The sequence below is a fragment of the Phaeobacter sp. CAU 1743 genome (assembly GCF_039839315.1).
In the GTDB taxonomy this organism is placed as follows: Bacteria; Pseudomonadota; Alphaproteobacteria; order Rhodobacterales; family Rhodobacteraceae; genus Phycobacter; species Phycobacter gallaeciensis_A.
This window is the reverse complement of record NZ_JBDOQR010000092.1, coordinates 1-13,463: the sequence shown is the minus strand read 5'-3', so window position 1 is coordinate 13,463 and position 13,463 is coordinate 1. Positions and strand designations below refer to the sequence as shown.

General features: G+C 59.9%; 12 protein-coding genes and 1 pseudogene. 8 read left to right on the top strand and 5 right to left on the bottom strand.

Annotated elements, in window-relative coordinates:
* Positions 1-230 precede the first annotated feature (230 nt).
* From AAFO90_RS22275 to AAFO90_RS22260, 4 genes and pseudogenes are all read left to right on the top strand, one after another.
* On the top strand, positions 231-1,223 hold the full coding sequence (locus AAFO90_RS22275) for an IS30 family transposase (protein WP_347510832.1): 993 nt from the start codon (positions 231-233) through the stop codon (positions 1,221-1,223).
* Positions 1,224-1,351: 128 nt separating this feature from the next.
* Positions 1,352-1,686 (top strand): annotated as a pseudogene (locus AAFO90_RS22270) (integrase core domain-containing protein); the annotation flags it as partial.
* Positions 1,687-2,016: 330 nt separating this feature from the next.
* The gene (locus tag AAFO90_RS22265) at positions 2,017-2,820 is read left to right on the top strand and encodes an SDR family oxidoreductase (RefSeq protein WP_347510831.1); all 804 of its coding nucleotides are present in this window, start codon (positions 2,017-2,019) and stop codon (positions 2,818-2,820) included.
* Positions 2,821-2,828: 8 nt separating this feature from the next.
* Positions 2,829-3,665 (top strand): enoyl-CoA hydratase/isomerase family protein, encoded by an 837-nt coding sequence (locus tag AAFO90_RS22260; protein ID WP_347510830.1) that lies wholly within the window; start codon positions 2,829-2,831, stop codon positions 3,663-3,665.
* A gap of 51 nt (positions 3,666-3,716) precedes the next feature.
* Here AAFO90_RS22260 and AAFO90_RS22255 read toward each other — a convergent pair whose 3' ends face one another.
* Both AAFO90_RS22255 and AAFO90_RS22250 read right to left on the bottom strand, forming a co-directional pair.
* Entirely contained in the window at positions 3,717-3,941 is a 225-nt protein-coding gene (locus AAFO90_RS22255; RefSeq protein WP_347510829.1) for a hypothetical protein, read from the bottom strand.
* 126 nt (positions 3,942-4,067) lie between these two features.
* A complete protein-coding gene (locus tag AAFO90_RS22250; protein ID WP_347510828.1) occupies positions 4,068-6,161 on the bottom strand; it encodes an acetate--CoA ligase family protein in 2,094 nt (697 codons plus the stop codon).
* Between the two features lie 687 nt (positions 6,162-6,848).
* Here AAFO90_RS22250 and AAFO90_RS22245 point away from each other — a divergent pair.
* Entirely contained in the window at positions 6,849-7,715 is an 867-nt protein-coding gene (locus AAFO90_RS22245) for an alpha/beta hydrolase (protein ID WP_347510827.1), read from the top strand.
* A 10-nt stretch (positions 7,716-7,725) separates the two neighbouring features.
* Here the strand turns inward: AAFO90_RS22245 and AAFO90_RS22240 are convergent, their stop codons facing one another.
* Positions 7,726-8,484, bottom strand: coding sequence for an SDR family oxidoreductase (locus AAFO90_RS22240; protein WP_347510826.1), 759 nt, complete (start codon positions 8,482-8,484; stop codon positions 7,726-7,728).
* Between the two features lie 212 nt (positions 8,485-8,696).
* On the opposite strand from AAFO90_RS22240, the gene AAFO90_RS22235 reads away from it, so the two are divergent.
* On the top strand, positions 8,697-10,055 hold the full coding sequence (locus AAFO90_RS22235) for an MFS transporter (protein WP_347510825.1): 1,359 nt from the start codon (positions 8,697-8,699) through the stop codon (positions 10,053-10,055).
* On the opposite strand, the gene AAFO90_RS22230 is transcribed toward AAFO90_RS22235, so the two are convergent.
* Complete coding sequence (locus tag AAFO90_RS22230; protein ID WP_347510824.1) at positions 10,052-10,537, bottom strand: MaoC family dehydratase; 486 nt, start codon at positions 10,535-10,537, stop codon at positions 10,052-10,054. The two genes, AAFO90_RS22235 and AAFO90_RS22230, sit on opposite strands and share 4 nt — an antisense overlap.
* A 133-nt stretch (positions 10,538-10,670) precedes the next feature.
* Here AAFO90_RS22230 and AAFO90_RS22225 point away from each other — a divergent pair, with 133 nt between their 5' ends.
* Positions 10,671-12,059, top strand: a complete 1,389-nt coding sequence (locus tag AAFO90_RS22225; RefSeq protein WP_347510823.1) for an MmgE/PrpD family protein — start codon at positions 10,671-10,673, stop codon at positions 12,057-12,059.
* A 77-nt stretch (positions 12,060-12,136) separates the two neighbouring features.
* Here AAFO90_RS22225 and AAFO90_RS22220 read toward each other — a convergent pair whose 3' ends face one another.
* Complete coding sequence (locus AAFO90_RS22220; RefSeq protein WP_347510822.1) at positions 12,137-12,268, bottom strand: hypothetical protein; 132 nt, start codon at positions 12,266-12,268, stop codon at positions 12,137-12,139.
* Positions 12,269-12,425: 157 nt separating this feature from the next.
* Here AAFO90_RS22220 and AAFO90_RS22215 point away from each other — a divergent pair, with 157 nt between their 5' ends.
* On the top strand, positions 12,426-13,355 hold the full coding sequence (locus AAFO90_RS22215; protein WP_347510821.1) for a CoA transferase: 930 nt from the start codon (positions 12,426-12,428) through the stop codon (positions 13,353-13,355).
* Positions 13,356-13,463: the final 108 nt, after the last annotated feature.

Sequence of the window (13,463 nt, the reverse complement as noted above, 5' to 3'; positions counted from 1 at the left end):
AGAAAGAGAAACGCCAGCTTTTCCACTGACACCCGCAAGGCTTTTCAGCCCTCCGATATTTGGGGTCTGCGGGCTCAAAAGCCTTGCTCCCGTAGCGCCCTGTGGTGACCTTTCTGCTTTGCACAGCCGGTGACATTTCTGAATAGGATTTACAGCGCGTGTAGCCGGGGCACATTCTAAACTGGGTTGCGACAAATCCCCTATCTTGCTGAAAAGCTAGGAGAACTGACATGGCCCATACAGAGCTGGATTTGCGTGAGAGACGCGCAATTGAAGACATGTTGAATGCAAAAATGCCGGTGAGCAAGATCGCAGCGGAGATCGGCAGGCATCGCTCGACCGTCTATCGCGAGATCAAGCGAAACTATTTCAGCGATGAGGAGTTGCCGTATCTGAACGGCTACTACGGAATGAATGCTCAGAAATACGCATCAGACCGGCGCGCTAGAAAGCGCAAGTTGATCCGCCTGGATGATCTGCGTTCTCATGTCATCGCTCAATTGAAGATTGGCTGGACACCGGAACAGATCGCGGGTCGCCTTGGCTTTGATGACCAGCCTGTGCGTGTCAGCCACGAGACGATCTATGCTTACGTTTACAGCGCCGAAGGACAGTCCGAACAACTGGCGCGTCATCTTCCCAGCAGACGCAAGAAACGACAGCCGCGCTATGCTAGACGCCCCAGAGGCCAGGTTTTTCCGCCGGATCGGTCCATCCATGAACGTCCAGACTACGTGAAGACACGCGAGACATTTGGCGAATGGGAAGGCGATTTGATGATCTTCGAAAGGTCTCAGGGCACAATGAATGTCGCCTCGCTGGTCGAACGCAAGACCCGTTTTGCTGTCCTGTTCCGCAACAACGACCGCAGCTCGACCCACTTCATCAACAAGCTGATGGACGTGATGGAGCCCCTGCCCCAACCAGCCCGCAAATCGATCACATTCGACCGTGGCTTCGAGTTCCGCGCGTGGCGCAAGCTGAAGTCTGGCATCGGCACAGAAAGTTGGTTCTGTGATCCCAAAGCGCCCTGGCAAAAGGGTTCCGTTGAGAACCTGAACAAACGCGCCCGCCGATACTTGCCACGCGACACCCAACTCGCGGCGCTCTCAAATCGCAATATGAAGGCGATTTGCGACCGCCTCAACGCAACACCCAGAAAGTGTCTCGGATGGCGAACCCCGACAGAGGCCTTCAGAGAAGAGATGATGAAACTGAGATAGCGGAAACCGTCGCAACGACCCTTGAGCCCACAAGGGGTGATCCCGGTCTCCTGCATCCATTTGAGCACGGCCATGCTGGTGAACTCGGTACCATAGCACGTCGGGAAGAAGCACTGTTTTAAGGTTATGGCCCTGAGTTCGTAGCTCAGGCCGTCCAGGATTGGATCGAGGCCGTCGGCGCCAAGACCGCTTACATCGAAACCGGATCGCCCTGGGAGAATGGCTACTGCGAAAGCTTCAACGCCCCGTTCCGCCCCTCTCGGCAGCATGCGTTGCATGCGCCTGCCGGGCAATGGATGAACTGCTGAACGGGGAAGTATTCTACAGCTTCCGGGAAGCGGAGACCCTGATCGAACAATGGAGGAAACACTACAATACCAAACGACCACATAGTGCCCTGGGCGACCGCTCACCGGCGCCGGAATCCATCGCCCCGATGGGTCCAAGACTGATCATGCACTAACAATTAAGCTGGACCACTCAGGTGGGGCCGACCAGCCATCTGCGCATCCGCAAGTCAGAAAAATCAGACATGGTCACCGCTCGGTTTTCGAACCGTGAATCATGCGGCTAGACGAAAATCAATGGGGCCTGACCCTAATTCGAGTCATCCAGGACAGACCGTATTTTGTGGCCAAAGCCCGAAATGCGTCAGCTGATGAAGGCGGAAACTTCTTTTTTCGGCATTCCCGGCGCGGGCGCTCGTTCTTTGGCATGACAATTGCATTTCCGTTTCGTGGATACCGTCAGAACGGGCGGGAAAACTGGAATGCCGGTGAAAAGGAAACGACGAATGACTTTTACAGAAGATGCACTGAAAGGCCGCGTGGCTGTCATTACCGGCGGCGGTGGCGGGATCGGGTTTGGGATCGCCAAGGCCTTTGCCGCTGCGGGCGCGCGCCTTGTCTTGGCCAGCCGCAACGAGGAACGCCTGCAGGGCGCGATCAAGGAAATCGAGGGCATGGGCGGTGAAGCCATCGCCGTGCAGGCCGACGTCCGCAACTATGATGATGTCGCGCGGGTGGTGAAAACCGCCGTGGGCACCTACGGGACGCTGGACGTGATGATTGCCAACGCGGCGGGCAACTTTGTGGTGCCGGCGGCCGAGATGTCCCCAAACGCCTGGAAAACCGTGATAGACATCGATCTGAACGGAACTTTTTACTGCGCGCGCGCAGCCCATCCGGCATTGAAGGACAGCAAGTTCGGCGGCCGGTTCATCGCCATTTCCACCACCCGTGCGCTGGAAGGCTGGCCGGGATGTGCCCACGCTGGCGCGGCGAAGGCGGGGATCATGTCTTTGATCCGGACACTGACCGGCGAATGGGGCAAGGATGGCATCCGCTGCAACACCATTGCTCCGGGCGCAATTGGCGACACCGAAGGCGTCAAACGCATTTACGAAGATGCAGGCCGCCGCGAACATGAACTGTCTTCGATCCCGTTGGGCGAGTTTGGCAAGACCGCCGATATCGCCAATGCCGCCGTGTTCCTGTGCTCGGATGCAGGGGCCTATGTGGCCGGGGCCGATATCGTGGTAGACGGCGGGCGCAACCGCGGCCGCGCCAGCCCCATTGTCACCGTTCCGAACAAGTGAGTCCTGCAATGATCAAACAGTATCCCCATCTGGAAACCGAGCGTCAGGATTCCGTGCTGATCGTGCGGCTGGCCAATGAAACGGCCCGCAATTCCCTGACCCGCGAAATCCGCTATAGCTTGCGCGAGGTAACGCGCGAGGTGCAGGACGACTACTCGATCCGCGCGATCTACTTGACCGGCAAGGGCGAAACCTTTTGCGCCGGGGGTGACTTGCGGATGCTGACCGAAAGCCGCGCGCCGATTGAACGACACCGCCGGTTCCGACATGCCTCGACCTTTATGCCACAACTGCTGACGCTGGATCGCCCGGTGGTGTGCGGCGTGCGCGGCGTTGCCGTGGGTGGCGGCATGGGTCTGGCCATGATGGCCGACAGCATTGTTGCCGGAGAAAGCGCCAAGTTCATGTCGGGTTTCTTCCGCCTGGGTGTGGTGCCGGATTGCCTGACGCTGTTCACACTGCCCCGCCTGATCGGTTTGGCAAAGGCGCGGCAGTTCCTGTATTCGAATGCCACTTGGGACGCGCAAGAAGCGTTCGACAATGGCGTTGTGTCCAAGGTCGTGCCTGACGAGGACGTCGACGCCGAAGGCATCGCACTGGCGCATAAATATGCGCAGGGCCCGGCCGAAGTCATGGGCATCGCCAAGACGATCATGCTGAAATCATTTGAAAGCACGTTGGCCGAGATGATGGATATGGAAGACTACGCCCAGGTGCTGGCCCAATCCACCCCGGAATTCGAAGAGGGGCTGAACGCGCTGGTCGAGAAGCGCCGCCCAGATTATCAGGGCGCGGCCAAGGAGCAGGGGTTTTCCGACGGTATGCCCTCTGCCAACAAGGAATAAAATGACAAGACCGGCCTTTGGGCCGGTCTTTCTGCGTTTTCAATCACGTCCTCAGAGAAACACCCGCTTGATCTGGTGCCCAACCTCAAAGACCTCGACGCCAAAGCACTGGTCGGCGAGGTCCGGGTAGATGAGCGCCTGTGCAAGCAGGATTGACCCATCCCCGCCTGTGTCATCCAGATGGCGATGCACCGCCGTAAAGAGCCTAAGTTTCACCTTAATTCCGCGCAGGAAAACCGGCGGACACTGGGCGAGCTGCAGGCCCTGATCACGCATATTCCCCGTTCCGCTGGCCGGCCCAGACGTGAACGCTCCTCGCGTGGCCGAAGGCGGCCTACGCGATCGCCCGTCCTGCGATCACCAGACCGAATACGGGCGCCCGAAGGCGCCCGTTCTTCTTTGTCACTTGGTGGTGCAGAGGAAATCCACAGCCGCCAGTCCCTTGCCCTCGGGACGCACGAGGACCGGGTTGATCTCGGCCTCGGCAATGTCCGGGGTGGCGACAATCATGTTGCCGAACCGAACTGCCGCATTGATCAGCGCCGGGATGTCGGCGCGGGGGCTGCCACGGAAACCGTCCAGCAGCGTCCAGAGTTTCAGCTTTTTCAAAGCGGTTTCCACCTGTTCCGCCGTGCACGGAAGCGCCAGGAAGGTCACGTCGCGGTACAGTTCGATCGCCACACCGCCCGAACCGATCGACATCACTGGCCCGAAATCGGTGTTGGTCAGCGCCGATAGCACCACCTCAACTCCGTCGGTGATCATTTCTTGCACCAACACGCCCATCTCGGGCTTGCCGGTGATCTTGCGGAATTCTGCGGCGTGGGCGTCCACCTCTTCGGGGCTGCCGACGCGCAGTTTGACCAGGCCCAGCTCGGTCTTGTGTTCGGCCTCGGACGGCAGCGCCTTAACCACCAACGGGTATTGCAGGCCGGCGCAGGCGGTGGCGGCGTTGTCGTCGGCGTTCAGGATGGTCCATTTCGCCGCCGGAACACCGCAGCCATCGAGATAGGTCATGGTCTCTTCCCATGTCTCGGGCACGGTTTGTTCGGCAGGCACGCCGCTGTCGTCAGCAGTGACAATGGCAGTATAGCGCTGACGGTCATAGATCCAGCGCAGAGCGCGCATGGTGAATCCGGGGTCATTGGAAATATAGATCCCCGCATCGTGGAAGTCTTCCTTGATCGCGGCATCCACGGTTTCGGCGGCAAAGCTGATCAGGATTGGCAGGCCCGTGTCACGGGCGGCGGCCTTGAAATCCTCGGCATTGTCGATCAGGTCGCGCAGTCCGGATGAGGCAAACTGAACCACAATCGCCTCAGTCCGCTTGTCGGCTGCGACAGCGGCCAGCGAGTTGCGGAACAGGTCGGGTTGCGAGCGGATCTGGCCGGTCAGGTCAATCGGGTTGGCTTTGCGGGCAAACTCGGGCAGCACCTCCTCCAGACGGGCGGCGGTGTCGTCGCTGAATTTGGCCATCGGCAGATCGTATTCTTCGCAGTGGTCCGCCAGAAGCGCCCCTGCCCCGCCCGAGGACGACAGCACCGAGATCCCGCCCAGCGGATCGCCAGACAGACGCGGCGCAGGCAGCAGCGCCAGAACTTCGACGGCGGCCAACAATTCACCGAGGCTTTCGACCAGCGTCACGCCGGCCTGTTCCAAGACGTCGGTGTAAATCCCGTAAGGCGACGCGATCTTGCCGGTGTGCGAGGCGGTGGCCTCTTGACCAAAGGCCGAGCGCCCGGCCTTGAGCGCGACAATTTGGATTCCGCGCGTACGGGCACGTGCGGCCAGAGAGATGAACCGCCCGGCATCGCTCAGGCCTTCAAGATACAGCGCGACGGCGCTGACATCGTCCTGTTCGATCACCCAGCTCAGAACGTCCAGCGCGTCAGTGCAGGTTTCATTGCCCAGCGTCACGATATAGGACGAGCCTAGCTTGTTTTTTTGCAGGTAATTGCCCATCGCCCCGGCCAGCGCGCCGCTTTGGCTGATCAGCGCGATGTTGGAATGTTCAGGCGGGTCCATGGAAAAGGCGGCAGATCCAAATGTAAGAATGGCCTTTTCCTTGACGGACCACGCGCCGTTGCAGTTCGGGCCGATGACTACAATGCCGGTTTCATCAGCTGCTTTTTTCAGCTCGACCGCTAGCTCCTTGCCCGCGTCGGTTTCTTCAAACCCCGAGCTGAACACGATGGCGCTGGTAATCCCCTTGGCGCCGCATTCGCGGATGATGCCTGGCACGGTGCTTGCGGGGGTGATAACAAGAGCCACATCGGGCACCTCGGGCAGATCGGCAAGCGTCTTATAGGCCTTGTGTCCCTCGACCTCATCACTGCTGGGGGTGACGGGATAGACGCGGCCCTGATAGCCGTGCTTCATCAGCACCTTGACAATCCGGTTGCGCGGCGAGCCCTCTTTCGGAGAGGCCCCGACGATAGCAACGCTGGCCGGGCGAAACATTTTGTCCAGCGCAAGCGTCATCTGGTCGGTATTCATGTGGCAAATTCCTTGGCGGTTTCGTTGCCATATCTCAAGCAATCGTCATGCCACTCTGGTCGCCGACAGGTGCCGAGGGCACGTTTGTGCTGGTTTTCACTGTACAGGTTTGAATGGTGCAGCTCTGCATAGCCGGACCTGTGTTGCTGGTTGTACAACCCGGACAGCCCCTCACCCACTATATTGGTCCCCAAGAGGATTGAGCCCCGACGACGACCGTGTCGTCTCCTGATAGCTGATGTGATGTCTCCTTGGCTCCCGGACCCGTGTCGATTTCGGCGCAGGTTGCATCATGTTTGCGTGTTTTTCCCATAGTACCGCCCTATACTGTCTTGTCCAAACGGGTATACCCCTAAGCGCGGCTTTTGTCGGGGCGGGTGCTCAACTACACTCGGGCCAAATTGAATGAACGGCGTGGAGACGCAAGATGGCAATCACCCGAAACGGTACGCAGGCGCCCAACCTGCGCGGTCCCGAAAACTTTGTCGGTCATGCTTGGCGCAGAGCCGACCGCGGGCGCCACTTGGCGAGGCGGAACTTCCCGCCGGACCGGCGCTCCTCTGGGGACATGCCGACGTGGAACGGCTGCCAAATCATAGCGAGGGACGTCTCGGATGATAAAAAAATCGCGATGTACAGCGACACCAAAGCGCGCGTTTGCAACCTGACGATCTGATGAGCGGACACATGGCACGAAACTGCGATTGGGAAATTGACGGCCTGCATCTGCGCGGGCTGGCCTGGGGGCCGGTGGATGGCACGCCGGTCCTGATGCTGCACGGCTGGATGGATCATGCCGACAGCTTTGCGGAACTCGCGCCTCGCCTGGACGGCTGCCATGTGGTTGCGGTAGACCTGAGCGGTCAGGGCCTGAGCACCCACCGCGCCGCGCATGCGACCTATAACATCTGGGATGACCTGCCGCAGATAGCCGAGCTGCTGGACCGTCTGGGCTGGGACGATTGCGTGCTGGTCGGCCATTCGCGCGGGGCCAATATCGCGGCGCTCTTTGCCGCTGCCCTGCCTGAACGGGTTCGGGCGCTGGTGTCACTGGATTCGCTGGTGGTCGAACCCACGGATCTGACGGTTGTCGACACCCTGCGCGCGTTTCTGCAAGACACGCGCAAACAAAAGGCCCGTCCGCCCCGTATCTTCGCGACACAGACCGACTATATCGATCGCCGCACCGCGCAGGGCAACTCGCCACAAGTGTCCCAGGCTCTGGCCACCCGCGCGCTGGAACAGCGGGGCGAAGGCTTTGTGATGCGCGGTGATCCACGCATGTTCGCAAGCTCGGCCATCAAGCTGACCCATGCGGATGTCGAAGACGTGCTGCGCGCCATCCAATGCCCTGTGCTGAACATTTGGGCCGCGGGTGGGATCAAAAGTAGGCGCCCGAAATTGGGGGGCCTGATGAAGGTCGCCGCGGCGTTGATCGCAGACTATGAATCCGCCGAATTGGTCGGCGATCACCATTTTCACCTTGATCCGACAGCGGCGGCACAGATTGCCGATGCGATGCTGGATTTCATCGATCGTCAACGACGTCGGTAAACTCAAATGCTTACAGAAGGGATTTGGTCATTCCCCCGTCGAACTGGATGTTCTCGCCCGTGATGAACCCGGCCTGCTGGCTTGCCAGAAATGCGACGGTGCCGCCGAACTCGTCCAGCGTTCCGGCGCGTTTCAGGGCAGTGCCGGATACCCGGCGCTCAAGGTTGTGAAACTGGGCAAAGGTCGGGGTCATGACCGTGGCAGGCGCAATGGCGTTGACGGTGATGCCGTGCGGCGCAACCTCTTCGACCAGATGTTTCAGCGCGGTTTGTACCCCGGCGCGAAAGATCGAAGACACCGCGTGACGGGGCATCGGTTGCTTGATGCTGGCAGAGGTCACACCGATGATCCGGCCCCAGCCCTTGTTCAGCAACAGGGGTGTCAGGTGCCGCAGAACGTAAAGCGCGCATTGCAACTGGTTGGTATATGCGTCGTTCCAGCGGAGGTCGTCGTCTTCGTCCAGAAAATCGCGCATCGGGCTGGGCGGGCGCGGAGTATTTAGCACCAGAATATTGATGCCGCCGGTGGTTTCGACCCAATCGCGCAGCGCCTGCACATCGGCCTGCACGGTGATGTCGCCGGAAAACCCCTGCGCATCGACACCGTGGTTGGCCTTGATGTCATCGCTGACCGAGGTCAGCACCTCGGAATTTCGGGCAAAAGTAGCGATATCCACACCCTCGGCCGCCAGCGCCTGAGCAGCCGCCAGGCCCAGACCCGAACTGCCGCCAATGATCAGCGCGCGCTTGCCTGTTATGCCAAGGTTCATGGGGGGCTCCTATTGTCGAAACGTGTGGCACAGTAGGGAAGCAGGGGTGTGCCAAGTCAATTCTTCCGGACTGATTTGTAGGCCTTGCCAGAATATCAGAGAAACCTATGGCAGAGCGGAACGGGCGTCCGTGCGCTTGACCCTCGTTGCACAGAGGATGAGCTTTGTGCCGTCACAGATCCGTGCCCAATGGCCGGAAAAAGCAGGCAATCATGGACCGACCTCACCATCCCAGACTGGCCATCCTGACCATGGCCCTCAGCGCGTGGCTTTTTATTCTGGGCGGCGGGATCACAAACATTGCCCTACCTTATCTGACCGATGAGTTTGGCGTGGTCGAGGCCCAAGTAGTCTGGATCACTGTGGCGTTTCAATTGGCGGCGGTCAGTTGCACAATACCGTTGGCTGGACTGTCCGAGACCGTCGGCATCCGCAACACGTATGTGGCCGGGCTGGTGGTCTACGGGCTGGGCAGCATCAGTTGCGGGCTGGCGGGGGATTTTACCCAGCTGACCATTGCCCGCGTGTTGCAAGGGCTGGGCGCTGCTGCGATGAGTTCGGCGAATGCCCCGCTGTTACGGCGCTGCGTACCCGACAAGATGCTGGGCCGGGTGCTAAGCATGTTCGCCGTCATCGTCGGCGCGGCGCAGGGGGCGGCACCGATCATCGGCTCGACCATCCTGTATATCGCTAGCTGGCGCTGGTTGTTCTTCTATGACTTGCCCATCACCCTGACCGCGCTGGCGCTGGCGCTTTATGCCCTGCCCCGCGACAAGAACATTGCCACCCGGTTTGATTATGCCAGCGCTTTTTTGACCATCCCGACGCTGGGTTTGAGTTTTTACGCACTGGATCGGTTGGCCCGAGACCCCGGCGCGCCGGTGATCTATGGAATGCTGGGCATTGCGCTGATCAGCGGAGTTCTGTTGGAGCGGCGGCAGCGGGGACGCGACCGGCCCTTGTTTCCGGTTGATCTGTTCCGCTTACCGCGTTTCGTGCTGCCCGGCGCGGTTTCTGCCCTGACGTTCGGCGCGCAGGCGACGGCGCTGACGGCTCTGCCGTTTTTATTCGTGTCATCGCTGGACATGACCTTGCTGAGTGCCGGGGCATTGATATCCATCTTGCCGCTGGTAACGCTGATGATGGCTCCGGTGTCCGGCTATCTGAGTGACCGCTTTATTATGCTGCCCCTATCCACCTTTGGTTGCCTGCTGATGGCCGGGGGTTTTGCCGGCATCTGGGCGGTGGCCGACACGCATAGTCAGGCGCTAATCACGGTGATGCTGGTCCTTCTGGGGGCAGGATTTGCATTTTTTCAAAACCACAATTCGAAGGTAATGATCCTGGCCGCCCCGCTGAACAGGATGGGTGCGGCGGGGGGCGTTCAGTCGACGTCACGCGTGGTCGGCATGATGGCCGGGCCCGCGCTGGTGGGCATCTGCTTTCACGCCTTTGGCGACCGTGGCACTTTGGCGGCCATCCTGTTGGGGCTTGCCCTTAGCCTGATTGCCGCCACTTGCGGGGCGATCGCGACAGTCCTGAACCGCCGCGACTGCCTGCGCGGGCCTTAGTTTTCAAGCGAGCTTTTCTTGATCATCATCCCTGTGCGCCTGAGCACCACCACGATTTCATCGCGCTGGTTACGGCCACGGGTTTCGAATTCGACCAGCCCGGCATTGGGGCGCGACTTGGATTCGCGCTTCGACAGCACTTCGGTCTCGGCATAGATGGTGTCACCGATGAACACCGGATTGGGGAATTTCACGTCTGAGTAGCCCATATTGGCCAGCGTCGTGCCCAGTGTCATGTCATGCACCTGCACCCCCGCCACCAGCGACAGGGTAAAGTTCGAATTCACCAGCCGCTGACCGAACATCTGTGTCTTGGAATATTCCTCGTCCACATGCAGCCACGCCATGTTGTAGGTCAGCGTCGAGAACAGCAGATTGTCGGTTTCGGTCACGGTGCGGGTGATCGCGTGCTTGTAGACAGTGCCGGGTTCCAGGTCTTCATAATACATGCCACGGGCAAGTTCCTGATAGTTGACGGCCACGGTTTTTCTCCTCTCGGGCAGGTTCTTGGGTAGCCATAGGCCGACCCTATCCAGAATTGCGTGCATGATCCGCCATCGGTACTATTTTTCCAACCCAAGCAATGCCCCCAAACAGCGGTCGGAACCCAAAACCATGAACGATAATAGCCAAAGCCTTGAACGCGCCGTAGCGCGATTTGTCGTCAATTATACTGCTGCAGATATCGACGACGCGACCCGCGACGCGGTCAAGGGGCTGATCAAAGATCAGTTCGCCATCCAGATTGGCGCGTCGGTTCTGCCATGGTCGAAAAAGACGCTTGAATTCCGCCGCCCGCATCCGGGCAAGGCCACCATCGTGAACCACGGCACCAAGGGCGCAGCCGTGGACGCGGCCTATGTGAATGCCAGCTATGGCCACGGGTTTGAATACGATGATTTCTTTGGCAACGCGCACCCCGGCTGCGCCGTTGTGCCCGCCGCCTTTGCCATGGCCGAGGAGCTGGGCGCATCGCTTGAGGATACCATTACCGCTCTGGTCGTGGGCTATGAAACCTATGTCCGTATCGGCAAATGGGGCTCGCCCGCCGTTTTGAACCAGGGCTGGCAGCCGCACGCGATCTGGGCCGGGTTCGGGATGGCCGCACTGGCCGCCAAAATGTACGGGCTGAGCGAGGAAGAGACCTTTCACGCGCTTGCGATTGCGCTGTCTCACGCCTCTGGCCCGACCGAATACGCCTCTTCCGGCGGGTCGATCAAACGCATCCATGCCGGGATTGCCGTGCGCAACGGGATTGAAAGCGCTGAACTGGCCCGCGCCGGTATCACCGGCCCACGTAACTTCCTGACCGGCAACCGCGGCCTGTACAAGATGTTCTGCGACAAAGAGGTGGGCGCCGAAGCCATTGCCGATTTCCTGCCCGGCGCGCCGAACCTGATGCCGGGCCTGTCCTACAAGGCCTATTGCTGCTGCGCCTGCACCTTTTCCTATATCGAGGCGATGCAGAACGTTCAGGACCGCGCGGACGAAATCGAAAGCATCGACGCTCGCCTGCAAACGATGGTCAACAGCATCGTTGGCACCCGCAACGCCAACATCTATACCCCGCGCAACATCGAAGAGGTGCAGTATTCCCTGCCCGCACAAATGGCGCTGTCGGTCCTCGGCAAAGGGAATGGGTTCCAGGCGCACCATGCGATTCTAGAGGGTGATCTGGATATCAGCGAAGATTCGGACGTTGGTCAGATGCTGAAAAAGGTCAACATCGAAATCAGCCCGGAGCTGGACGAAAAGTACAAATACTTTGTTGCCGATGTGACCGTGAACTATAAGGACGGGACCTCTGAACACATCTTCCAGGAGCAATCCACCGGGTCGCCGATGAAGCCGTTCACGCCCGAGGCGCATTTGAAAAAGCTGGATGACCTGACCGAGCAGGTCGTAGGGCTGGAACAGGCGCACCGTCTGTGGGCGCTGGTCGATGCGCTCGACCCGTCCTGCCCAGTCAGCGACATTACCACGCTGCTGGTGCCCGGTGCGTGATCAACACCCCCTTGAAACGGCTACGCCCGCCTCCCGTATCGGGGCGGGTGCTCAGCACTGCGGAAATGTGACTGTGATCAGGCGTTGGTCACAACGTGGCCTTGGCCGGTGCTCCAGCGGGCAAACAGCTTTACGAAAAAGGCTTTTGCATACTCGGCGCGGGCGGCTTCGGCATGGGCGCGGAGGCTGGCAACAGATTGAGTTTGCATTGCTCGATAACTCCATGGATTTTCGGTTTGCTTTCGCAAAAATTAGTATTGCTGCGCTGCAGAAACAGCGGTCGAACCGACAGGCCCGCCATGCGCCGGACGCAAGGCCTGAACGAACACCGGCCCAAAGAGGGGCCAGACTCCGAAAGGTAACGACATGACAGGCATTCTGACGGATATCCGCGTGCTGGACTTCGGGCGCTGGATCGCCGGCCCCTATGCGGCGCATATTCTGGCCAGCTTTGGCGCCGACGTGGTGCGGGTGGAACGGCCCAAGGGCGAAGATGACCGGTTCCTGATGCCTGTCACCGACCATGGTGAAGGGGCGCAATACCTGCAATGCAATGGCGGCAAACGCTGCCTTAGCCTTGCCATGACATCGCCCAAGGGCCGCGCGGTGATGCGCCGGATGATCGAACAGGCCGATGTGGTGATCGCCAACTATTCCCCCGGCGCGTTGAAATTCTTCGGGCTGGATTATGAGACGCTGAAAGAGATCAAACCGGATGTCATCCTGGCCAGCGCCTCGGCCTATGGATCCGAAGGCGATCTGGCCGAACGGATCGGCTTTGACGGCGTCGGTCAGGCGGTTTCGGGCGCGATCTATCTGACCGGTGAACCCGGTCATCCCACCCGTGCCGCCACCGCCCCGATTGATTTTTCCACCTCGTTGTCGCTAGCCTATGGTACGCTGGCCGCGATCATCGGCAAGATGAAAACCGGCGAGGGCGCGCATGTCGAGGCGTCGCTCGTCGGCACCTCGCTGAACATCACCAACCAGATCCTTATGGAAGAGGCCACCGGCTTTCGCCACCGCGAACCAACCGGCAACCGAAGCCCGATGTCCAGCCCTTCAGATATCTTCCGAGCCCGCGATGGCTGGTTCATCATGCAGGTGATCGGGCAGAAGGTGTTCCAGCGCTGGTGCAAACTGATCGACCGAGAGGACCTGTTGGACGATCCGCGCTTTGCCAATGACGACGCGCGCGGCGAAAACGGCGAGGAGCTGAGCGCGATCATGCAGGGCTGGTGCGCCGCGAAAACCCGCGACGAATGCATCGAGATTCTCTCTAAGAGCCCGATTTGAAACTAATTGAGTGAGTTCAGGAGGTTGTGTTTCTGTTCGGGTACGACACTGAACGGAGACCACGATGGCCTGGACCGAACTCACCCGCAGCCAGCATGCCCGTGAGGG